This window comes from Pseudomonas sp. E315, from assembly GCF_055406205.1.
Window position 1 is genome coordinate 198,968 of record NZ_JBUZPJ010000006.1, and the last position, 22,472, is coordinate 221,439.

At 57.1% G+C, this 22,472-nt stretch carries 22 protein-coding genes and 1 pseudogene; 18 read left to right on the top strand and 5 right to left on the bottom strand.

Going from position 1 to position 22,472, the window contains the following annotated elements; genetic code table 11:
* Window positions 1-116: 116 nt before the first annotated feature.
* Window positions 117-2,540, top strand: coding sequence for a penicillin-binding protein 1A (locus tag ACZRJQ_RS11335; RefSeq protein ID WP_463978499.1), 2,424 nt, complete (start codon window positions 117-119; stop codon window positions 2,538-2,540).
* A 60-nt stretch (window positions 2,541-2,600) separates the two neighbouring features.
* On the opposite strand, the gene ACZRJQ_RS11340 is transcribed toward ACZRJQ_RS11335, so the two are convergent.
* The 3 genes from ACZRJQ_RS11340 to rpmE form a co-directional block, all read right to left on the bottom strand.
* Complete coding sequence (locus tag ACZRJQ_RS11340) at window positions 2,601-3,869, bottom strand: malic enzyme-like NAD(P)-binding protein (protein ID WP_463978448.1); 1,269 nt, start codon at window positions 3,867-3,869, stop codon at window positions 2,601-2,603.
* A gap of 181 nt (window positions 3,870-4,050) precedes the next feature.
* Window positions 4,051-4,878, bottom strand: a complete 828-nt coding sequence (locus ACZRJQ_RS11345; protein WP_463978449.1) for a thermonuclease family protein — start codon at window positions 4,876-4,878, stop codon at window positions 4,051-4,053.
* 5 nt (window positions 4,879-4,883) lie between these two features.
* Entirely contained in the window at window positions 4,884-5,111 is a 228-nt protein-coding gene (gene rpmE, locus ACZRJQ_RS11350) for a 50S ribosomal protein L31 (protein ID WP_463978450.1), read from the bottom strand.
* A 219-nt stretch (window positions 5,112-5,330) separates the two neighbouring features.
* Between rpmE and ACZRJQ_RS11355 the strand changes: the two genes are divergently transcribed.
* From ACZRJQ_RS11355 to ACZRJQ_RS11380, 6 genes are all read left to right on the top strand, one after another.
* Window positions 5,331-7,550 (top strand): primosomal protein N', encoded by a 2,220-nt coding sequence (locus ACZRJQ_RS11355; protein WP_463978451.1) that lies wholly within the window; start codon window positions 5,331-5,333, stop codon window positions 7,548-7,550.
* A gap of 209 nt (window positions 7,551-7,759) precedes the next feature.
* Window positions 7,760-9,496 (top strand): arginine--tRNA ligase, encoded by a 1,737-nt coding sequence (gene argS, locus ACZRJQ_RS11360; RefSeq protein WP_463978452.1) that lies wholly within the window; start codon window positions 7,760-7,762, stop codon window positions 9,494-9,496.
* Window position 9,497: 1 nt separating this feature from the next.
* Complete coding sequence (locus ACZRJQ_RS11365) at window positions 9,498-10,190, top strand: SPOR domain-containing protein (RefSeq protein WP_463978453.1); 693 nt, start codon at window positions 9,498-9,500, stop codon at window positions 10,188-10,190.
* 261 nt (window positions 10,191-10,451) lie between these two features.
* Complete coding sequence (gene hslV / locus ACZRJQ_RS11370) at window positions 10,452-10,982, top strand: ATP-dependent protease subunit HslV (protein ID WP_003438754.1); 531 nt, start codon at window positions 10,452-10,454, stop codon at window positions 10,980-10,982.
* A gap of 66 nt (window positions 10,983-11,048) precedes the next feature.
* The gene (hslU, locus tag ACZRJQ_RS11375) at window positions 11,049-12,383 is read left to right on the top strand and encodes an ATP-dependent protease ATPase subunit HslU (protein WP_463978454.1); all 1,335 of its coding nucleotides are present in this window, start codon (window positions 11,049-11,051) and stop codon (window positions 12,381-12,383) included.
* 119 nt (window positions 12,384-12,502) lie between these two features.
* Window positions 12,503-12,874, top strand: a complete 372-nt coding sequence (locus ACZRJQ_RS11380) for a gamma-butyrobetaine hydroxylase family protein (RefSeq protein ID WP_463978455.1) — start codon at window positions 12,503-12,505, stop codon at window positions 12,872-12,874.
* A gap of 139 nt (window positions 12,875-13,013) precedes the next feature.
* Here the strand turns inward: ACZRJQ_RS11380 and ACZRJQ_RS11385 are convergent, their stop codons facing one another.
* Together ACZRJQ_RS11385 and ACZRJQ_RS11390 are read right to left on the bottom strand one after the other, a co-directional pair.
* Window positions 13,014-13,628 (bottom strand): phasin family protein, encoded by a 615-nt coding sequence (locus ACZRJQ_RS11385; protein WP_463978456.1) that lies wholly within the window; start codon window positions 13,626-13,628, stop codon window positions 13,014-13,016.
* A 125-nt stretch (window positions 13,629-13,753) separates the two neighbouring features.
* Window positions 13,754-14,029: a polyhydroxyalkanoic acid system family protein gene (locus ACZRJQ_RS11390; RefSeq protein ID WP_463978457.1), complete on the bottom strand. Its 276-nt coding sequence runs from the start codon at window positions 14,027-14,029 to the stop codon at window positions 13,754-13,756.
* Window positions 14,030-14,139: 110 nt separating this feature from the next.
* Between ACZRJQ_RS11390 and ubiE the strand changes: the two genes are divergently transcribed.
* The 11 genes and pseudogenes from ubiE (at window position 14,140) to ACZRJQ_RS11445 (ending at window position 22,354) form a co-directional block, all read left to right on the top strand.
* Entirely contained in the window at window positions 14,140-14,910 is a 771-nt protein-coding gene (gene ubiE, locus ACZRJQ_RS11395; protein WP_463978458.1) for a bifunctional demethylmenaquinone methyltransferase/2-methoxy-6-polyprenyl-1,4-benzoquinol methylase UbiE, read from the top strand.
* Entirely contained in the window at window positions 14,910-15,533 is a 624-nt protein-coding gene (locus ACZRJQ_RS11400) for a ubiquinone biosynthesis accessory factor UbiJ (RefSeq protein WP_463978459.1), read from the top strand. Before ubiE ends, ACZRJQ_RS11400 begins: the two co-directional genes overlap by 1 nt.
* A complete protein-coding gene (gene ubiB, locus ACZRJQ_RS11405; protein WP_463978460.1) occupies window positions 15,530-17,137 on the top strand; it encodes a ubiquinone biosynthesis regulatory protein kinase UbiB in 1,608 nt (535 codons plus the stop codon). The genes ACZRJQ_RS11400 and ubiB overlap by 4 nt, the downstream gene beginning before the upstream one ends.
* Window positions 17,138-17,224: 87 nt before the next feature.
* Window positions 17,225-17,626 carry a phosphoribosyl-AMP cyclohydrolase gene (hisI, locus tag ACZRJQ_RS11410; RefSeq protein WP_463978461.1) on the top strand — a complete coding sequence of 134 codons (402 nt, stop codon included), beginning with the start codon at window positions 17,225-17,227 and terminating at the stop codon, window positions 17,624-17,626.
* Complete coding sequence (locus ACZRJQ_RS11415; RefSeq protein ID WP_463978462.1) at window positions 17,619-17,951, top strand: phosphoribosyl-ATP diphosphatase; 333 nt, start codon at window positions 17,619-17,621, stop codon at window positions 17,949-17,951. The genes hisI and ACZRJQ_RS11415 overlap by 8 nt, the downstream gene beginning before the upstream one ends.
* Window positions 17,952-17,974: 23 nt before the next feature.
* Window positions 17,975-18,253, top strand: coding sequence for a twin-arginine translocase TatA/TatE family subunit (locus ACZRJQ_RS11420; RefSeq protein WP_019825245.1), 279 nt, complete (start codon window positions 17,975-17,977; stop codon window positions 18,251-18,253).
* A 10-nt stretch (window positions 18,254-18,263) separates the two neighbouring features.
* Window positions 18,264-18,668 (top strand): Sec-independent protein translocase protein TatB, encoded by a 405-nt coding sequence (tatB, locus tag ACZRJQ_RS11425; protein WP_463978463.1) that lies wholly within the window; start codon window positions 18,264-18,266, stop codon window positions 18,666-18,668.
* A 4-nt stretch (window positions 18,669-18,672) separates the two neighbouring features.
* Window positions 18,673-19,467, top strand: a complete 795-nt coding sequence (tatC, locus tag ACZRJQ_RS11430; protein WP_463978464.1) for a twin-arginine translocase subunit TatC — start codon at window positions 18,673-18,675, stop codon at window positions 19,465-19,467.
* A complete protein-coding gene (locus ACZRJQ_RS11435) occupies window positions 19,464-20,174 on the top strand; it encodes a 16S rRNA (uracil(1498)-N(3))-methyltransferase (protein ID WP_463978465.1) in 711 nt (236 codons plus the stop codon). The genes tatC and ACZRJQ_RS11435 overlap by 4 nt, the downstream gene beginning before the upstream one ends.
* 263 nt (window positions 20,175-20,437) lie before the next feature.
* Window positions 20,438-21,499: pseudogene (locus ACZRJQ_RS11440) on the top strand (methyl-accepting chemotaxis protein); the annotation flags it as partial.
* Entirely contained in the window at window positions 21,491-22,354 is an 864-nt protein-coding gene (locus tag ACZRJQ_RS11445) for a methyl-accepting chemotaxis protein (protein ID WP_463978500.1), read from the top strand. The pseudogene ACZRJQ_RS11440 and the gene ACZRJQ_RS11445, both read left to right, overlap by 9 nt.
* The last annotated feature ends 118 nt before the right edge of the window (window positions 22,355-22,472 follow it).

A 22,472-nucleotide genomic window follows, 5' to 3' on the forward strand; every position in this document is an offset into this window, starting at 1 on the left:
ATGCTCGAAAAATGCTTATAATGCCGGGCGTTTTTTTTCCGCATTGTCGACCCGGCGCTTCTGCGTATTGCCCTGACGTGCAACCCATTTCTTAATCTGGAAATCCAAAAGCCTTGATTCGTCTGCTGAAGTTTTTCGGGTGGTCATTCGTTGCTGTGTTCTGCGGGCTCCTGCTCGGCTTGAGCGGCGCGTTTCTCTATCTTAGTCCTGGCTTGCCGTCCGTAGAGTCGTTGAGAAGCATCCAGTTGCAGATTCCTTTGCGGGTCTACACCAGCGACGGCAAATTGATTGCAGAGTTTGGCGAAATGCGCCGCTCTCCCATCAAGTTCGCCGACATTCCCCCCAATTTCATCAATGCTTTGCTCTCAGCAGAGGATGACAACTTCGCCAATCATTACGGGGTCGACCCCAGTAGCCTGATGCGTGCCGCAACCCAGTTGGTAAAAAGCGGACACATACAATCGGGTGGCAGCACCATCACCATGCAGGTGGCGAAGAACTATTTCCTATCCAGTGAGCGGAGCTTTTCCCGCAAAACCAACGAAATTCTGTTGGCGCTGGAAATAGAACGCGAGCTGACCAAGGATGAAATCCTTGAGCTGTACGTGAACAAAATTTATCTGGGTAACCGCGCGTACGGCATCGAAGCCGCTGCGCAGGTTTACTACGGCAAGTCGATCCGCGACCTGAGCTTGGCGCAGATGGCGATGATTGCCGGCCTACCTAAAGCCCCTTCGCGCTTCAATCCGCTGGCTAACCCGGTACGCAGCAAAGAGCGTCGCGACTGGATTTTGGGCCGCATGTACAAGCTCGGCAAAATCGACAAAAACAGCTACGAAACTGCAATCGCCGAACCGGTGAACGCCAGCTATCACGTGCCAACCCCAGAAGTGAGCGCACCTTACATCGCTGAAATGGCCCGAGCCGAAATGGTCGGCCGCTATGGCAGCGAGGCGTATACCGAAGGTTTCCGCGTGACCACCACGGTACCAAGCGACCTTCAAGAACTGGCCAATAACGCTGTTCACGAAGGCCTGATCGCCTACGATCAACGTCACGGTTATCGCGGCCCGGAGTCACGCTTTGCGGGCAAAACGCTGGCCGTATGGACTCAAGAACTCGCTAAACAGCGCCCCATCAGCGGCCTTGAGCCTGCCATCGTCACGCAGGTCGAAAAAGACGGCCTGCAGGTGCTGACCCGTACCGGCGAAGCTCATGTGTCATGGGACAGCATGAAATGGGCGCGACGTTTCCTTAACACCAACAGCATGGGCCCAATGCCCAAGCAACCCTCCGATGTGGCGCAAGTCGGTGATTTGATTCGCGTGCAACCACAAGCCGATGGCAGCCTCAAGTTCAGCCAAGTGCCGAACGTGCAAGGCGCATTGGTATCGCTTGACCCCAACAACGGTGCCATACGCTCATTGGTCGGCGGCTTTGCCTTCGAGCAAAGTAACTACAACCGCGCCATGCAGGCAAAACGCCAACCCGGCTCCAGCTTCAAGCCATTTGTGTACAGCGCTGCACTGGACAACGGCTACACCGCCGCCACTTTGGTCAATGACGCGCCCATCGTGTTTGTCGATGAGTACTTGGACAAAGTGTGGCGCCCAAAGAACGACACCAATACCTTCCTGGGCCCGATCCGTGTACGTGAGGCGCTGTACAAGTCGCGTAACCTGGTGTCGATCCGCTTGCTGCAAAGCTTGGGCGTCGACCGCACCGTGGACTACATCAGCAAATTTGGTTTCAACAAGCAGGACCTGCCGCGCAACCTGTCGCTGGCATTGGGCACCGCTACGTTGACACCAATGGAAGTCGCTACGGGCTGGAGCACTTTTGCCAACGGCGGCTACAAGATCACGCCCTACCTGATCGACAAGATCGAAAGCCGTAATGGCGAAACCTTGTTTGTAGCCAACCCGCCAAGCGTGCCGAAAAGCGCAAGCAAAGACGTGCCCGCCGAAGCCGAAGCGCTGACCATCGACACGATCAACGCAGCACCCGGCCTGCCCACCACCGAAACTCAAGCAGTGGCTGAACGCATCGTCGACGGGCGCACCACTTACATCCTCACCAGCATGCTGCAAGACGTCATCAAGCTGGGCACAGGCCGTCGCGCCCTGTCGCTGGGCCGCACTGATCTGGCAGGCAAAACCGGTACGACCAACGAGTCCAAGGATGCGTGGTTCTCCGGCTACAACGCCGATTACGTGACCACCGTATGGACAGGTTTCGACCAGCCAGAAAGCCTGGGTCGTCGCGAATATGGCGGCACTGTTGCTCTGCCGATCTGGATCAACTACATGGGCGGTGCGCTCAAGGGCAAACCTGCCCACACCCAGCCTGAACCAGAAGGCATCCTGAGCCTGCGGGTTGACCCCGTGAGCGGCCGCATTGCATCGCCAGGCACCCCCGGCGCGTACTTTGAGCTGTTCAAGAGCGAAGACACGCCACCGTCCAACAGCGAGCTGGGCAACGGCGTAGCGCCGGGCAGCCCACTGCCCGCAGACGATGGTGCGCCAATCGACTTGTTCTGATCGCTAACCACAGCGCATAAAAAAACCCGGCCAAGGCCGGGTTTATTTTTGGGCGTTTACTTAACCGTTGAACACGTCATCCACGCTTTTGAGCGGGTAGTTCTTCGGGTACGGCAGAGTAGCAACACCGGTCTCGATGGCAGCTTTGGCCACAGCATCAGAGATCACGGTGATCAGGCGAGCGTCCATTGGTTTCGGGATGATGTACTCACGACCGAATTCCAGCTTGATGCCGCCGTAGGCGTCGCACACTTCTTGTGGCACTGGCAGTTTGGCCAGTTCACGCAATGCGTTGGCCGCTGCGATTTTCATTTCTTCGTTGATGCGCTTGGCGCGAACGTCCAGAGCACCACGGAAGATGAACGGGAAGCCCAGCACGTTGTTCACTTGGTTCGGGTAGTCCGAACGGCCAGTAGCCATGATTACGTCGTCGCGAGTGGCGTGAGCCAGCTCTGGTGCGATTTCTGGATCAGGGTTAGAGCACGCGAACACGATTGGGCTTGCAGCCATCGACTTCAGGCCTTCAGCGCTCAGCAGGTTCGGGCCGGACAAGCCCACAAACACGTCAGCGCCTTGCAGAGCATCAGCCAGCGTGCGCTTCTCGGTAGCGTGCGCAAACACAGCCTTGTACTGGTTCAGGTCGTCACGGCCGGAGTGGATCACGCCGGTACGGTCAACCATGAAGATGTTTTCGAGGGTAGCACCCATGCTCACCAGCAACTTCATGCAGGAGATGGCCGCAGCGCCAGCACCCAGGCAGACGATTTTGGCGTCAGACAGGGTTTTGCCAGCGATTTCCAAGGCGTTGATCATGCCGGCTGCGGTAACGATCGCGGTGCCATGCTGGTCATCGTGGAAAACAGGAATATCGCACTGCTCGATCAGAGCACGTTCGATTTCAAAGCACTCAGGGGCTTTGATGTCTTCGAGGTTGATGCCGCCGAAGGTGATGGAAATACGTTTAACGGTGTCGATGAAAGCCTGTGGGCTCTCAGCATCGACTTCGATGTCAAATACATCGATACCGGCAAAGCGCTTGAACAGCACGCCTTTGCCTTCCATAACTGGCTTGGAAGCCAATGGGCCGAGGTTACCCAGGCCCAAAATCGCGGTGCCATCAGAAATAACTGCGACCAGGTTGCCCTTGCCGGTGTACTTGTAGGCCAGCTCAGGATCGCGGGCGATTTCGCGCACTGGTTCGGCTACACCCGGGCTGTAAGCCAGCGCTAGATCGCGGGCTGTAGCGGTTGGTTTGGTGAGCTCGACACTCAGTTTCCCTGGACGGGGCTGGGCATGATATTCGAGAGCGGCGGTTTTTAAATCAGACATGTTGGCATTCCGCTTTTTTGCTGTTGGACAGACGGATCGCCGAGCATACGCGTGTCGCAAAGTCCCGACAAGACTGACCAGTCAGCAGTGTCAAGGGCTTTACCCTACGACTTTGGGCCAAGAGCCGCGGCCCGCAAGGGCTACAGTGTTCACAATCCGTATTAAAAATTGTCTACAATTTTTAATACGCTGCAATATTCAGCATCCCTTGATGAGTCAACGTCAGCATCCAACGTGCCTGCCCTGACTTCAAACCCCCTCGCCGCGAACGATCCAGCACCCAGCCCCGCGCCTCGACCTGCTTGCCTTGCAGGTTAGTGAGGGTTTTTTGATCAAAGTTCTTCAACTGATTGGGCGCAACGTGCAGCACCAAACCGCCTTGAAGATCGATCCAAACCCCGCCGCGATTGCGTTGCACCTTACTGACCTTGCCACCCACCAGCGCAAAACCTGAACGGATGATTTGTTGCGGCGCAAGCACAGGAGGCTGCCGCCACAAGCCCCGAGCGGCTGATCGAGCAGAATGCTCTGCGGCTTGCTGACAACTGAGCAATTCGACATTCGGGGCGATTGCGACCTGATAAGCCAAGCCATCGGCCAGCAACTGAGCCTCAAGGTTGCTGCCATCAGCACCAAACACATGGGCTAACGTGCGCCCGTAACGGTCTTGGGCCTGTTTGCCCGCCCGCAAGCCCACACGCCCGTCACTCTGCGCCACCAAATCTTGCAGACGTTTACGAGCTGCGACCGCATACGGTTCGTCGGACTGGCCTTTCTTGCCTGTTTCCGGGGCATTGATGCCGATCATGCGTACGCTGCGCCCGTCCTTGAGGCGCAAAGTGTCGCCATCGACCACGCGCTCCACTTGCGCGTAAGACAACGCCGCTGGCGCCGGACACAGCACCTGAGCGTTTACGTTTGATAGCCAAATCGCAGGCACAAAAAAGGCGCCCACAAGGGACGCCTTTTTCAATAACCTGGCCAGACCAAAAAGGCTGCCCGAGGTCATGCGCCTTACTCGGCGGCTTTTTTCGTAGCGCCGAAAGCACCGAAACGAGTTTTGAAGCGATCAACACGACCGCCAACGTCCAGAGTTTTTTGCTTACCGGTGTAGAACGGGTGGCACTCGTTGCATACGTCAGTGCCCAGTGGCTTGCACAGGTTCGAACGAGTTTCGAACTTGTTGCCGCAGCTGCAAGTTACTGCAATCACTTCGTACGCTGGATGGATATCGGCTTTCATGGGGTATTCCTCAGGCTAGCGTGCCGCCACTCAACACCATTGTTGAATACCGCACGTAAATTTAGGGCGCCGATAATACCAGACCTTTGCATTGACGCAAGCGGCCAAGCATGCTCCATCCAAATTCTTTAGCGATTAAAACACCTGCCTTTTAGTCCCTGAGTGCGTTGTCTGCTAGGCTCCGGGCCATCTTTGCCGTTCATCACTTGAGAGCCCCGCGTGCCCGACGCCATTTTGCGCCTTGCCCTGCCTTCACCCTTGCGCCGCCTGTTTGATTACCGGGCGCCTGCGGGCGTGGTGCGCAGTCAATTACAGCCTGGCATGCGCTTACGGGTGCCATTTGGGCGACGCGAGATGATTGGCATTCTGGTCGAAGTGGTCGATCACAGCGAAGTGCCCGCCGACAAGCTAAAACCGGCCATCGCGCTGCTCGACAGCACACCGCCCTTGCCCGCATCGCTGTTCAAACTGTGCTTGTGGACTTCGCAGTATTACCAGCACAGTTTGGGTGACACCTTAAGCTGGGCCTTACCGGTATTACTGCGCCAAGGCGAACTGGCTGAAGCCCGCCAAGAGCGCTTCTGGCAAATAGCCCCCGGCGCACGTCTCGACGACCCGCGCATCGCTCGCGCACCGCGTCAGCGTGAAGCACTGGCCACCCTCGCTCAACACCCGCATGGTGTGGCGCATCAGCTACTCAGCAAGTTGATGCTAAGCAAAGACAGCCTCGACCTGCTGCTAGCCAAAGAGTTGGTGCAGGTCGAGATCCGCCGTCACGCCGTGGCCGAACGCCATGAGCACTGGCTGGCGCAGCCCGAACTGCCACTTAACAACGAACAGCGTGCCGCTTACGAAGCGATTCGGGCAGGTTTCGATCATTTTCATGCCTTCTTATTGGCCGGGGTCACAGGCAGCGGCAAAACCGAAGTGTATTTGCAACTGATCCGCGAAACCCTTGAGGCCGGCAAGCAAGCATTGGTACTGATCCCCGAGATCAACCTCGGCCCGCAAACACTGGCCCGCTTTGAGCAACGCTTCAACGCCCGCATCGCGCTCGTGCACTCGGCAGTCAATGATCGCGAGCGTCTTGAAAGCTGGCTCGCCGCCCGTGATGGCGAAGCCGACATTATTATTGGTACCCGCTCGGCACTGTTCACTCCGATGAAAAACCCGGGGCTGATCATCATCGACGAAGAACACGACGGCTCTTATAAACAGCAAGAAGGTTTGCGCTACCACGCACGTGACCTGGCACTGGTTCGCGCCCGCCAAGAAAACATTCCGATTGTGTTGGGTTCGGCCACTCCTTCGCTTGAAAGCCTGCATAACGCCTACACCGGGCGTTACGGCCTGCTGCGCCTGAATGAACGCGCAGGCGGCGCCAAACAACCACGATTCCTACGACTGGATGTAAAAAGCCGCCCGCTCGACAGTGGTATTTCCGGGCCTATGCAGCAAGCCATCGGCCAAACCCTCGCGGCAGGCCAACAAGTGTTGGTGTTTCTAAACCGTCGCGGCTTTGCCCCAACCTTGCTCTGCCATGACTGCGGCTGGATGTCGGAATGCCAGCGATGCGACGCACGTATGACCGTTCATCAGCGTTCTGGCGAATTGCGCTGCCACCACTGTGGTCACGTCGAGCGTGTGCCTCGTCACTGTCCGCAATGCGGCAAAGTCGATTTGCGACCTGTAGGCGCGGGGACTGAGCGCGCCGAAGAGCGATTGGGCATTTTGTTTCCGGACTACCCGGTACTGCGCGTTGATCGTGACAGCACCTCACGCAAAGACGCGATGAACCAGCTGTTTGCCACCATTCAAAAGGGGCAACCGTGCATTTTGGTTGGTACGCAAATGCTCGCCAAAGGCCATCACTTCCCGAGGGTTACGCTGGTGTCGATTCTTGACGCTGACGGCGGCTTGTTCTCGGGCGACTTCCGCGCCAGCGAGCGCATGGCGCAACTCATCGTTCAAGTAGCCGGGCGTGCCGGGCGTTCCGAAGAACCTGGCAAGGTGATTATCCAAACCCACTTGGCCGACCACCCGCTGCTGATCCAATTGACCGAACAAGGCTACTTTGCCTTCGCCGAACAAGCATTGAGCGAGCGTCGGGCCGCCGGTTTACCGCCCTTCGCGCACTTAGCGCTGCTACGCGCCGAAGCCCATAAGCCGGGGCAGGCTGAGGCTTTTCTGGATGAGGCGTGCAGCGAAGCCGAGCGTTTGCTGGGCGAACTGAATTTAAGCGCCATTGAGCTGCTCGGCCCCGTGCCCGCGCCGATGGAGCGCCGGGCTGGGCGCTATCGCGCGCAGTTGTTGCTGCAAGCCAGCGCCCGCGCACCGCTGCATCGCTTGCTCAGCCAATGGCTATTAATCCTTGAGCAAATGCCCAGCGGTCGGCAGGTTCGCTGGTCGTTGGACGTTGATCCGGTTGATCTGTACTGACCGCCAAACCCTTGATCGCGAGCAAACTTGCACCTGCAAATTTATGCACCCTTATAAGGGTGAAATGATCCCGAATAACACAGGGATCAGCACCACAGATCCATAACCCGACTGCTAAGGTTGGCAAGGCCGACACGGCAACGGATAATGCCCAGTTTTTCCACCTGCGCACTGAAGCGCTACCGCGCTTGCGGTCGAAAGAGAAGACCATGAAAGACACCATTCGCCAGCTTATTCAACAAGCCCTAGCTCAACTCGTCACAGAAGGTGTGTTGCCTGAAGGCCTGACGCCAGCGATTCAGGTGGAAAACGCCCGTGACAAGACTCACGGCGACTTCGCCAGCAACATCGCCATGATGTTGGCCAAGCCTGCCGGCATGAAGCCCCGCGACCTGGCTGAAAAAATCATCGCCGCCCTGCCGGCCGACGAGCAAATCAGCAAAACCGAGATTGCAGGCCCTGGCTTCCTGAACTTCTTCCAGAACACCCAAGCGCTGGCGTCACGTCTGGACGCGGCATTGGCCGACCCTAAAATCGGCGTACGCAAGGCTGGCCCAGCCAAGCGCACAGTCGTCGACATGTCGGCACCTAACCTGGCCAAAGAAATGCACGTTGGCCATTTGCGCTCCACCATCATTGGTGACGGCGTGGCACGGGTGCTGGAGTTTTTGGGCGACGAAGTGATTCGTCAAAACCACGTGGGCGACTGGGGCACCCAGTTCGGCATGTTGATGGCCTATCTGGAAGAAAACCCGATCACCAGCGAAGAGCTGTCCGATCTGGAAAACTTCTACCGCGCTGCCAAACAGCGCTTTGATGAATCCCCTGAGTTTGCCGACCGCGCCCGTGGTCTGGTGGTCAAGCTGCAAGCTGGCGACCCGGACTGCCTGGCACTGTGGACCAAATTCAAAGACATCTCGCTGTCGCACTGCCAGAAAATTTACGAACAACTGAACGTTAAGCTGACGATGGCCGACGTGATGGGCGAAAGCGCCTACAACGACGACCTGATCAACGTGGTCAACGACCTCAAGGCCAAAGGCATGCTGGTCGAGAGTAACGGCGCCCAGTGCGTGTTCCTCGACGAGTTCAAAAACGCCGACGGCGAGCCGCTCCCAGTAATCATCGTTAAGGCTGACGGCGGCTACCTGTACGCCACCACTGACTTGGCGGCCATCCGCTATCGCAGCGGTGTATTAAAAGCCGACCGTGCTCTGTATTTCGTGGATCAGCGTCAAGCGCTGCACTTCCAGCAAGTGTTTGCCGTTGCGCGCATGGCCGGCTTTGTAACCCACCCGATGGAAATGGAACACATGGGCTTCGGCACCATGAACGGCGCCGATGGCCGTCCATTCAAGACCCGCGACGGTGGCACGGTCAAACTGATCGACCTGCTCAACGAAGCCAAAGAACGTGCTTACGCGCTGGTTAAAGAGAAAAACCCTGAACTGCCAGAAGACGAACTGCGAGCCATCGCCAAAGTTGTGGGCATTGGCGCCGTGAAATACGCTGACTTGTCCAAGCACCGCACCAGCGATTACAGCTTCAACTTCGACCTGATGTTGAACTTTGAAGGCAATACCGCGCCTTACCTGCTGTATGCCTACACCCGTGTCGCGGGCGTGTTCCGCAAGCTGGGCAAAAGCTTCGACCAAGTTGAAGGCCGCATCATTCTGGCTGCACCACAAGAGCAAGAACTGGCCGCAAAACTGGCGCAGTTCGGTGAAGTGCTCAACAACGTGGCCGAGAAAGGCACGCCGCACACCCTGTGTACTTACCTGTACGAAGTGGCGGGTTTGTTCTCCAGTTTCTACGAGAACTGCCCGATCCTGAGTGCCGAAGACGAAGCACAAAAACAAAGCCGCCTGCGCCTGGCAGCCCTGGCGGGCCGTACTCTCAAGCAAGGCCTGGAGCTGCTGGGTCTGGAAACTCTGGAGCGCATGTAAGTTGGCCGCAAAGAAAAAACCTGCACCCAAGCGCGGCGCCAGTCGGTATCAGGCGCCCGCCAAACAGCCGATTCCGGGCTGGCTGTGGATGGCCATCGGCCTGACTGTGGGCGCGTTTATCGTGTTTCTGATGAAACTCGAACCCGGCACAGGCGACGACGTCAAACGGGTCAAGCAAGAGCAGAAAAAAACAGCACAAGCCGTAGAAGCCAATAAAACAGCGCCTAGCCCGGCACAGCCGGCCAAGCCCAAGTACGACTTCTACACCTTGCTGCCCGAGTCCGAAGTGATCGTGCCGCCAGAAGCTGTGCCTGAAAAAACCCTGCCAACGCCGCAAACGGCGCCGCTGACCCCGGTCACGCCAGCTGAAGCGGCCAAGATTGACACCGCCCGTGCTCAGGCGGCGTTAAGCGGTATTACGCCGCCGCCTGCCCCGCCAGTGGTCAAGGCAGCGCCGGTGACCAAGTTCTTCCTGCAAGCGGGCTCGTTCCGCAAGCAAGCAGATGCCGAAAAAGTGCGTGCGCAAATCATTTTGCTAGGGCAAACCGCTACGGTTGAAGCGGGCACGGTCAAGGATGAAACCTGGTATCGCGTTTTGGTTGGGCCGTTCAGCAACCGCGAGCAGCTCACCGTGGCCCAAAAGCAATTGGCGGGCAGCGGTTTTAGTAATTTGTTGTTGCAACAACGCCGCTGATTCAGTGCCTCAGACTGCGATCTTGAAGATCGCAGTCTGAGGAGCTGTAGGCGCTGACAAGGCACGCAGGCTGCTAAAGCGCTGGAGCCTGTAATCGTTGGCCCAGCTCTTCATAAACCATTACCGCTTTGTCCCACCCTCTGTTTATGTGTTCCCACCCCCCGCTCATCTGCATTCCCTCCCCGCTGTTGAAAAATCCGCGACAACCCCCATATGTATTCCCATCAGGCATTTTCGCCCCGCTGCGTGGAGACTCTTCCCTTGACCACCATCGTTTCAGTACGCCGTCACGGCAAAGTCGTCATGGCTGGCGACGGCCAAGTTTCGCTTGGCAACACCGTGATGAAAGGCAATGCGAAAAAAGTCCGCCGCCTCTACCACGGTCAGGTAATCGCTGGTTTTGCCGGTGCAACCGCTGATGCTTTCACGTTATTTGAACGCTTCGAAGGTCAGCTTGAAAAACATCAAGGCCATTTGGTGCGTGCCGCTGTCGAGTTGGCCAAAGAATGGCGTACCGACCGCTCACTAAGCCGTCTGGAGGCCATGCTGGCCGTCGCCAATAAAGACGCGTCATTGATCATCACCGGCAACGGTGACGTAGTTGAACCCGAAGACGGTTTGATCGCAATGGGCTCAGGGGGGGCATTCGCCCAAGCAGCCGCCCGCGCCTTGCTGATGAAAACCGACCTGTCGGCTCGCGAAATCGCTGAAACCGCACTCGGTATCGCCGGTGACATCTGTGTATTCACCAACCACAACATCACTATTGAGGAGCAGGACCTCGCTGAATAAGCCACCTGCCGGGCCAGCCCGCTGGCCCGTGTGTGCCCTACTTCTGCTTGAGGAACGCCAATTACTATGTCCATGACTCCCCGCGAAATCGTCCACGAACTTAATCGCCATATCATCGGCCAGGACGACGCCAAGCGCGCCGTCGCCATTGCGCTGCGTAACCGCTGGCGCCGTATGCAGCTGCCTGAAGAGCTGCGCGTTGAAGTCACCCCAAAGAACATCCTGATGATCGGCCCGACGGGTGTCGGTAAAACCGAAATCGCTCGCCGTCTGGCCAAGCTGGCCAACGCGCCGTTCATCAAGGTTGAAGCCACCAAGTTCACTGAAGTCGGCTATGTAGGCCGCGATGTGGAGTCGATCATTCGTGATCTGGCTGACGCGGCGATCAAGCTGCTGCGTGAACAGGAAATCGTCAAAGTGCGTCATCGCGCTGAAGATGCCGCCGAAGAGCGCATCCTCGACGCATTGCTGCCGCCTGCTCGCACCTTCGGTGAAGAGGCCGCTGTGCCGCAAGACTCCAACACGCGTCAGCTGTTCCGCAAGCGCCTGCGTGAAGGCCTGTTGGACGACAAAGAGATCGAAATCGAAGTCGCCGACTCGGTGGGCGTTGATATCGCCGCGCCACCCGGCATGGAAGAAATGACCAACCAGTTGCAAAGCCTGTTTGCCAACATGGGCAAAGGCAAGCGCAAAAGTCGCAAGCTGAAAGTCAAAGAAGCCCTGAAGATGGTGCGCGACGAAGAAGCGGGCCGCCTGGTTAACGACGAAGAACTCAAGGCCAAAGCACTTGAAGCCGTTGAGCAGCACGGGATCGTGTTCATCGACGAAATCGACAAAGTGGCTAAACGCGGCAATGTTGGCGGCGCGGATGTGTCCCGTGAAGGTGTTCAGCGCGACCTGCTGCCACTGATCGAAGGCTGCACCGTTAACACCAAGCTGGGCATGGTCAAAACCGACCACATCCTGTTTATCGCTTCTGGTGCATTCCACCTGAGCAAACCAAGTGATCTGGTGCCTGAACTGCAAGGTCGTTTGCCGATTCGTGTCGAACTCAAGGCGCTGACGCCAGAAGACTTCGAACGCATCCTGAGCGAACCGCATGCGTCGCTGACCGAGCAATACCGCGAACTGCTGAAAACCGAAGGCTTGAACATCGAGTTCATGCCTGATGGGATCAAGCGTTTGGCAGAAATCGCCTGGCAAGTGAACGAAAAAACCGAAAACATCGGTGCTCGTCGTTTGCATACGCTGCTTGAACGTTTGCTTGAAGAGGTCTCTTTCAGCGCCGGCGATATTGCCAGCGCTCAAAAAGACGAGCCGATTCGCATCGACGCTGAGTACGTCAACAGCCACTTGGGCGAGTTGGCCGAAAACGAAGACCTTTCGCGCTACATCTTGTAAGCCCAACCCGCGAAGGGTTGCACACCACCAGTAGCCGCTGGCGCAAGTTGCGTCAGCGGCTACTGTGTTTGTGCAATGCTCTGGCGTAGGCTCACTCAGACAGACCCAAGGCGATGACCATGATCCCCAGTGCCATCAACCTGCACAAAGCCTCAAAAACACTGACCCTTAAATACCCCTCAGGCGAGGAATATCACCTGCCGGCGGAATTTTTGCGTGTGCACTCTCCGTCCGCCGAAGTTCAGGGCCACGGCAACCCGATTTTGCAAACGGGCAAGATCAACGTCGGCCTGAGCAAAATCGAGCCCGCAGGCCAATACGCGCTAAAACTGACCTTCGATGACGGCCACGACAGCGGCTTGTTTACGTGGGAATACCTCTACCAACTGGCCGTTCGCCAAGAAGAATTGTGGGCTGACTATCTGCAAGAGCTGAAAAAAGCCGGTAAATCCCGCGACCCGTCAGAGTCCATCGTCAAGTTGATGCTGTAACTCGCTCTGCCTGATTGCGTAGCCGTTGGTGCTTAATGCTGCTCACTTAAGGCCAACTCTAGGAGCGAGCACGCTCGCGCCTACAAAACGCACGACCCGTGCAACCTTAACGAGTAGAGCGCGGCTTACGCGAACAGCATTACGCCGTTGGCGTTGGTGGTTTAGCGGCGGCTGGTTTTTTGCTCACGGCTGGCTTTTTAGCAGCAGGTTTGGCGGCTACAGGCTTGCTCGCTGCCGCAGGCGCTTTGGCGGTAGATTTGACGGCAGGTTTGGCCGGCGCTTTAGTCGCAGGCTTGGCCGCAACCTTGACGAGCGCAGGCTTACTGGCAACCGGGGTTTTGGTCGCAGTCACCTTTGCCGCGGCAGCCGTCAGCTTTTCAATGTGTTTAGTCAGCGCCTCAACCTTGGCGTGCAGCGCTTTGACTTCATCGCGACTCGGTACACCCAAACGTGAAATCGCGCTGCTCAGGCGCTTGTCAAAAGCCTCTTCCAGCTCGCCCCACTTGCCTAATGCCAAATCCTTAACATCCTCAACCTTGGAGCGGGCAGAAGACTTGGTGCTTTTGGGGGCTGCTGCTTTTGTCAGCTTTTCGGCCTTTTCGCCTTCTTTAACCAAACTGTCAAACAGCTTGCTGCCATCGGTATCGACCTTCGAGTACACGCCCAAACCGGCCAGCCAGATTTTGCGTGAATATTGCTCAACCTTGTCCACCCACGAATTGCTTTCTTGTGCAGCCGGTTTCTTAGCAGCCATCGTGTTCCCCTCAATGTGCAGGCGCGACGTCAATGAGCCGGATCGTCGCATCACTAAGGTGAACAAAATGCTCACCTTCATCAGGTTTAGACGCTAAGTGGGCAAGCAGCAAGGCAGGCGCGGCATCAAGACAGGGCTTTATCCAGCGAGCGTTCGATTTCAGATTGAATCATGCCGCTCATCGCTGACATCAACAGGCCCAGCTCAACATCGACCTTCACGCTCTTTTCGCCGATTTCCAACGTGCCGTTCACGCCAGAACGCTTGAGTTTCACGGTGTCGCCCAACCAGCTAGGCGTCAGCCCGTACTGCCCGGCCAACTTCTCAACCAACGGCTGAGCTTTTTCACGTGCGGCTTCGAGGCCAAGGTTATGGGTACGTTCAACGCGGATACGCGCCATGAGTTCACTCCGAGTAGAAAAGGCCGTCACTATACTTACATTGACCCTCGCCAAGACAAAGTCGGCCACCGGGATTAGAATGGCCAGCATTCTCTTTTGGTGACAGCGATATGACTGATCAGCGCAAAGGCAGCGATGCCGAACCCACCACGCATTTCGGCTTCAAAAACGTTCCAGAAAGCCAAAAGGCGGAAAAAGTCGCCGAGGTTTTCCACTCCGTAGCCGGTAAATATGACCTGATGAACGACGTTCTGTCAGGCGGCATGCACCGTCTGTGGAAGCGTTTCACAATCGAATTGTCGGGTGTACGCCCCGGTAATCGGGTGCTGGACATTGCCGGCGGCACTGGCGACCTGGCTCGTAAATTTTCGCAACTGGTTGGCCCTACTGGTCAAGTGGTGCTGGCCGACATCAACGCTTCCATGCTCAAGGTCGGTCGTGACCGCCTGCTGGACAAAGGTGTGGCCGGCAACATTGAGTTCGTTCAGGCCGACGCTGAAAAGCTGCCGTTCCCGGACAACCACTTCGATTGCGTCACCATCGCCTTCGGCCTGCGTAACGTGACCCACAAAGAAGACGCCTTGCGCTCGATGCTGCGCGTGCTCAAGCCGGGCGGTCGCTTGCTGGTACTGGAGTTCTCCAAACCCACCAACGCGCTGATGTCCAAGGTTTACGACGCTTACTCGTTCGCCTTTATGCCAATGGTCGGCAAACTGATCCTTAACGACCCGGACAGCTACCGCTATCTGGCCGAATCGATCCGTATGCACCCCAACCAAGAGACGCTGAAGTCGATGATGGTCGAAGCCGGTTTTGACCGCGTGACGTATCACAACATGACCTCAGGCATCGTTGCACTGCACCGCGGCATTAAACCCTGATGTTGCTGCGCGGCCTTCTCGCCAGCGTTGAAAACGGCATTAATCGCGTTCTACGCATGGACAGCACTGCCTTGGCGCGCTTGCAGCCCTTGACCGGCAAGGTCATTGCTGTCGAATGCGCGAGCCCGGCATTGCACGTCTTTATTCTGCCCAGCGATGAAGGCTTGCTGTTGGCCGGCCAATGGGCCGCTGACGCCGACTGCACATTACGCGCCCCCGCCTCAAGCTTGCTGCGGCTAGCCCTGAGCAAAGACAAAAGCGCTATTTTGCACAGCCCTGAAGTCGAGCTTGAGGGCGACAGCCACGCACTGATGGAGCTTGCGGCGGTGCTGCAAGACTTGGAGCTGGACTGGGAGTACGAACTCTCGCGCTGGTTGGGGCCGGTGGCCACAGCATTAATCGGCGGTCATGTGCGCAGCCGCGCCAATTGGTATCAGCAAGGGTTCGCCAGCCTTAATCAGAACCTGGCCGAATACCTGAGCGAAGAAGCCCGCACCTTGGTCGGTGAACGTGAAGCGCAAGCGCGTTTTAGCGAACTGGACCAACTCAAACTCGATCTGGACCGACTTGAAGCGCGTTTTGAGCGCCTCAGCCGATCCCTCAATTCCAGCGATAACGCATGAAGCTGCTTGCCATCCGCCGTTTGTTTCGCATCCAGCGCGTCGTCATTCGCTACCGCCTTGATGACTTGCTGTTCGCCCTGCCCTTACCGTGGTGGATGCTGTCACTGCGCTATGCACTGCCGTGGCGCTGGTTCCCGCGTAAAAAGCTGGAGCTGAGCCGCGGCGCAGCTCTGCGCTTGGCGTTGCAGGATTTGGGGCCGATCTTTATCAAGTTCGGGCAAATCCTCTCCACCCGTCGCGACCTGCTCCCCGCTGATATCGCCGATGAGCTGATGCTGCTGCAAGACCGTGTCCCGCCGTTTGACCCGCAACTGGCCGTCGCGCTGATTGAAGAGCAACTGGGCGCCAAAATCAGTGACGTATTCAGCCGGTTTGACATCGAACCACTGGCCTCGGCCTCGGTGGCGCAAGTTCACTCAGCCAAACTCAAAACCGGCGAAGAAGTGGTGGTCAAGGTGGTACGGCCTGGCCTCAAGCCGATTATTGGTTCTGACTTGGCCTGGCTGTTCATTCTGGCCAAAGTTGCCGAGCGTTTAAGCGCCGATGCTCGCTTGCTGCACCCGGTAGACGTGGTCAGTGACTACGAAAAAACCATTTACGACGAACTCGACTTACTGCGCGAGGCGGCCAACGCCAGCCAGCTCAAGCGTAACTTCGAAGGCTCGCCGCTGCTTTACGTCCCGCAAATTTACTGGGACTGGTGCCGACCTAAAGTGCTGGTGATGGAGCGCATATACGGGGTTCAGGTCACCGATCTGGCCACCTTGGCCGATCAACGCACGGACATGAAAATGCTGGCCGAACGCGGGGTCGAAATCTTCTTCACCCAAGTGTTCCGCGACAGTTTTTTCCACGCCGACATGCACCCCGGCAACATCTTCGTCAGCACTGTGAGCCCTTGGAGCCCGCAGTACATTGCTATCGACTGCGGCATTGTCGGCAGCCTGACCCCTGAAGACCAAGACTATCTGGCTCGCAACCTGTTCGCATTTTTCAAGCGCGACTACCGGCGTGTGGCGCAGTTGCACATTGATTCTGGTTGGGTGCCCGCGCACACCAAACTCAACGAGTTTGAAGCCGCGATCCGCACTGTCTGCGAACCGATTTTTGAAAAGCCGCTGAAAGAAATCTCCTTTGGTCAGGTACTGATGCGCCTGTTCCAGACCGCTCGACGCTTCAACATGGAAGTCCAGCCGCAGTTGGTATTGCTGCAAAAAACCCTGCTCAACATCGAAGGGCTGGGCCGTCAGTTGTATCCCGATCTTGACCTGTGGAGCACAGCCCAGCCTTTCCTTGAGCGCTGGATGCGTGAGCGCGTCAGCCCTAAAACCTTGCTGCGTAACCTGCACAGCCAGGTCGAGCAGATCCCGCATTTGGCCGGCATGACCCGCGACTTGCTCGAACGCTTGTCGCAACCCCACGCCAAAAACCAGCAGTTGATTGTGCGTGAGTCTAAAGATGGCTGGTTCTTGCGCTTGCTCGGCGCAGGGCACTTGGCGGCAGGGGCATTGCTGGCCAGTGTCGGCCCGCTGCATACGGCGGGTTATTGGCCCGCCGGGATACTGCTGGCCGTGGGCCTTTATCTGATCGTGCGCCGATCTTAGGCGCAGCCTGCGTCAGCGCCTATAGGGAGTTCTAGCCACTCTTAGGCGAGGCTGGCAAACTGTCGAATCGCTAGGGCGGAGTCAAACATGAAAGACTGGCAGGACGAGATCAAATGGGACAACGACGGCCTGGTGCCCGCAATTGCCCAAGACCATAAAACCGGGCGCGTCTTGATGATGGCCTGGATGAACCGCGAAGCACTGAGCCTGACTGCTGCCGAAAATCGCGCTATTTATTGGTCACGTTCGCGTGGCAAGCTGTGGCGCAAAGGTGAAGAGTCCGGGCATGTGCAAAAGCTGCATGAAATGCGCTTGGACTGTGACGCCGACGTCATCATTCTGATGGTTGAGCAAATCGGTGACATCGCCTGCCATACAGGTCGTCAGAGCTGCTTCTATCGCGTGTACGAAAACGCCGAATGGAAGACCGTTGACCCGGTACTTAAAGACCCGCACGCCATTTACCACGCAGGCCACTCCCATGACTGACACCTTGAGCCGCGTCGCCCAAGTGATCGAAGAACGTAAAAATGCCGAACCCGGCAGCTCTTACGTCGCCAGCCTGTACCACAAGGGCTTGAACAAGATTTTGGAAAAGGTCGGTGAAGAGTCGATCGAAACCATTATTGCTGCCAAAGACGCCGCCATCAGTGGCGATTGCAGCGATGTGATCTACGAAACCGCCGACCTGTGGTTCCACAGTATGATCATGCTCGCTCAACTGGGTCAGCATCCGCAGGCTGTACTTGATGAACTTGAGCGCCGCATCGGCACTTCCGGACACGTGGAAAAAGCCTCACGGCCAACCACCTAAACCACTTAGCAAAGGAGCACGGCATGGGCATTTTTGACTGGAAACACTGGATCGTCATTCTGGTAGTGGTTGTTCTGGTGTTCGGAACCAAAAAACTGAAAAACCTGGGCACTGACGTCGGCGAGTCGATCAAAGGCTTTCGCAAAGCCATGAACGATGACGAAAAACCTGCCGAGCCTGTGGTTCCGCCTGCGCAACCCACTGCTGCACCACAGCCGCACACCACTTCGACCTTGAACGAGCCGCACACCATTGACGTGCAGGCACAAAAAGTCGAAGAGCCGACCCGCAAAGACGTGTGAGCCAAAACTAATGTTCGGTATCAGCTTCAGTGAACTGCTGCTCGTTGGCCTTGTGGCCCTGCTGGTGCTCGGCCCCGAGCGTCTGCCCGGAGCCGCACGTACCGCGGGTTTGTGGGTTGGGCGTTTGAAGCGCAGCTTCAATGCGATCAAACAGGAAGTTGAACGTGAAATCGGCGCCGACGAAATTCGTCGGCAGTTGCACAACGAACACATCATGTCGATGGAAGAAGAAGCCAAGAAAATTTTGGCTCCGCTGCAAGACGTCGTGAAACCTGCCGCACCAACCGAAGTGCCCACCGCCGTAACGCCCGTCGAGCCAAGCCCTGCCCCTGTCAGCCTGAGCAAGCCCGCGTCCGAGCCTGCGCCTCAACCGGCAGCGCCACACGACCCAACCCTGCCACCGCGAGCCCCCTAAGCGCATGAGCAAGCCTGAAAACGACCAGCCAATGCCGCTGGTCTCGCACCTGACCGAACTGCGCACCCGCTTGTTGCGCTGTATCGCCGCGATTTTCATCATCTTCGCCGGGCTGTTTGCCTTCACTCAGCAGATCTACACCCTGGTGTCGACGCCGCTGCGTGAATACCTGCCCGTTGGCGCAACAATGATTGCCACCGACGTGGCCTCGCCGTTCCTCACGCCGCTCAAGCTGACGATGATGGTCTCGCTGTTTATTGCGATTCCGGTGATCCTGCACCAAATCTGGGGTTTCATCGCGCCTGGCTTGTATAAGCACGAAAAACGCATCGCCGTGCCGTTGCTGGTGTCCAGCATCTTCCTGTTCTATGCAGGTATGGCGTTTGCCTACTTTCTGGTGTTCCCGCTGGTGTTCAAGTTCTTCGCTGCCGCCACCCCGCAAGGGGTCGCCATGATGACCGACATCAGCAGCTACCTTGATTTCGTGATGACTCTGTTCTTCGCCTTTGGCGTGGCATTCGAGATTCCCGTGGCCGTGGTGCTGCTGGTATGGATCGGCATTGTCGACGTCCAATACCTGCGCAAAATTCGCCCCTACGTCATCATTGGCTGCTTTGTGGTGGGCATGATTTTGACCCCGCCGGACATCTTCTCCCAGACGTTACTGGCGATCCCAATGTGGATGCTGTTTGAAATCGGCATTCTGTTTGGCAGCTTGGTCAGCAAGAACAAGCGCGGCGATCATCCCGACGAGCAACCAAGTGATACCAACGCTCAACCGCCAGCACCGCAAGCGTGAACCTGCTGCTCCTCGAAGAGGCTGATTTCATTGCCGCTGATCGCGTGATCTTGCGCGATCGGCGCCTGACTCACATGCAGGAAGTTCACCGTGCAACCATCGGCGACAACCTGCGCGTTGGGCGCGTTGGCGGGTTGATGGGCAACGCAGAACTGCTACGGCTTGAACCCAAAGAAGCTGAACTTAAAATCCTCAACCTTGACCAACCCCCTCCCGCCAAATTGCCGCTGACGCTGCTGTTGGCGTTACCGCGCCCAAAAATGTTGCGCCGGGTGCTGCAAACCGTGGCCTCGATGGGCGTGCCCAAAGTGGTGTTGGTTAACAGTTACCGAGTAGAAAAAAGCTTCTGGCAAACGCCGTTTCTGGAGCCCGACGCGATTCGCGAACAGCTGATTCTGGGGCTCGAACAAGCCCGTGACAGCGTGTTGCCTGAAATCATCATCGAAAAACGCTTCAAGCCTTTTGTTGAAGACCGCCTGCCTGCGCTGGTAGACGGCACTTTAGGCTTGGTCGGCCACCCCGGCGATTACCCGGACTGCCCACGCGGGCTGGATGAGCCGGTCACGCTGGCCATCGGCCCGGAAGGCGGCTGGATCCCCTACGAAATCGACCTGCTGGCCAAAGCAGGCCTGCAACCGGTGCAACTCGGCGCTCGTATTCTGCGGGTCGAAACCGCCGTCACTGCCCTCCTCGCCCGCTTGTTCTAACGCCCACAGCAGCCTCTTCCAACAGGCTGCGGCTGGCGTCGCAAATCAGACGCTTGGGGCATCAACTAGACTCGCCACTCAGGCTTTACGTCCGCTTCGTTATCGGACGTAAATTCGATGCGCTGTAACTTCCAGTTTCAATACACTTTGTACATAAACCTATAGTTTCATTTGCGGGGGCCGATGCAAAGATTCCGCAAAAAAACCAAAAGGCCACGGAGGGCTGTTGTCGATGCGAGTCGACCGAGAAAAGGAGCTTTTCCATGATTCATTGGTTAAACACCACCTTAGGCAACATCAGTGTCGCCCGTAAACTCAGCCTGGGATTTGGTCTGGTATTGGTGCTGACGTTACTGATTGCCGTCACTGGCTGGAGCGGCTTGGCTTCTGTCATCGACCGGGGTAACAAGCTTTACAGCATGTCCAACATCATTGCGCTCATTAAAGACTTACGAATCGCCCGTATTAACTACGACAAAGAAAATGGCGAAAACGGCCCCGGCGAAGTCAATCAATTGCTGGACCACCTTGATAGCAGCTTCAAACAAGCCCGTGAGCAGATGACCGATGCCGAAGACTTGACCAAGCTCACCGAAGAACTGAAAACCCTTGAACAGTACAAAAAAATCTTCGCGCAAATAGACACCGCAACACAGGCCCGCGAAGCCAGCCGAGCACAGCTCAGTGCCAGCGCCGAAAATGCCGTCAACAGCGTCACCGCCGTTGAGAAGAACGCGCTTAAAGGTAACGACCTAGCCCAACTCAACAGCGTCAATCAACTCGGCAAACTGCTCCAGCAAGCGCGTTACGAGGTGCGTGCTTACACCTACAGCGGCGAAGAAGAAAAAGCCCAGCCCGCGATAGATGCCATTGATCAAGCCCTCAACGAGTTGTCGCGCCTAAGCGCCAAAATGCCCAGCGCCTACAACGCTGAGTTTGTTCAGGCCAGCACAGCACTTAATGAGTACCGCCAATCGTTCGTGCATTTCCATAACTCGCAAGTGCAGAGCGATCGCCAACTAGACCAGTTGCACGTACTGGGCGATGCCTTAGTCGACTTGAGCAACCAACTCTCGGTTTCACAAATCAGCAAACGTGACGACGACACACGGCACGCAAAAACTGCGCTCGCCATCTGTGCAGCCCTTGCCTTGCTGCTGGGCATCATCGCGGCTTGGCTTATCACTCGACAGATTGTTGGCCCCCTGCGACAGACCCTCAACATCGTTCGAAGCGTTGCAGCGGGCGACCTCAGCCAAAATCACCCCACCCAACGCCGCGACGAACTGGGCCAACTGCAGCAAGCTATTAGCCACATGAGTACCGGTCTACGCGAACTGATCGGCGGCATCAGCGAAGGGGTAACGCAAATTGCCAACGCCGCCGCGCAGTTGTCTGCCGTCACAGAACAAACCAGCGCCGGGGTGAACAACCAAAAACTCGAAACCGATCAAGTGGCCACCGCCATGCACGAAATGACGGCAACGGTGCAAGAAGTCGCACGCAACGCCGAAGAAGCCTCAGAGGCCGCCGTCACTGCCGATCAACAGGCCCGCGAAGGCGACAACGTGGTAGCCCAAGCCATTGAACACATTGAGCGCCTGGCCGCCGAAGTGGAGCAGTCCACCGAGGCGATGGTTCACCTTAAGCAAGAAAGCGACAAAATCGGCAGCGTGCTCGACGTCATAAAGTCTGTGTCCCAGCAAACCAACCTGCTGGCGCTTAACGCCGCCATTGAAGCTGCACGCGCAGGCGAAGCGGGACGCGGGTTTGCCGTGGTGGCTGATGAAGTACGCAGCTTGGCCCAACGCACGCAAAAATCTACCGAAGAAATCGAAGACCTGATCTCGGGGCTGCAAAGCGGCACTCAACAAGTCTCCAACAGCATGGACAACAGCCGCCTGCTGACCGACAGCAGTGTCGAGCTGACCCGCCGCGCCGGGGAATCGCTGGGCACCATCACCCGCACAGTCTCAACCATTCAGGGCATGAACCAACAAATCGCAGCGGCAGCCGAACAGCAAAGCAGCGTGGCCGAAGAAATTAATCGCAGCGTCATCAACGTGCGCGATGTCTCGGAGCAAACCGCCGCCGCCAGCGAAGAAACAGCATCATCCAGCGTCGAACTGGCGCGACTCGGCATGCACCTGCAAACATTGGTCACACGCTTCAAAGTGTAAACACCGTGTGTAGCCGCTACTGCTAACCGCGGTAGCGGCTACACAGGCTTGGCTTAAGGAATTGGCTACACTGACCGCGTGATAGCAAAAAGCCTGCGATGTCTGTCACACAATCAGC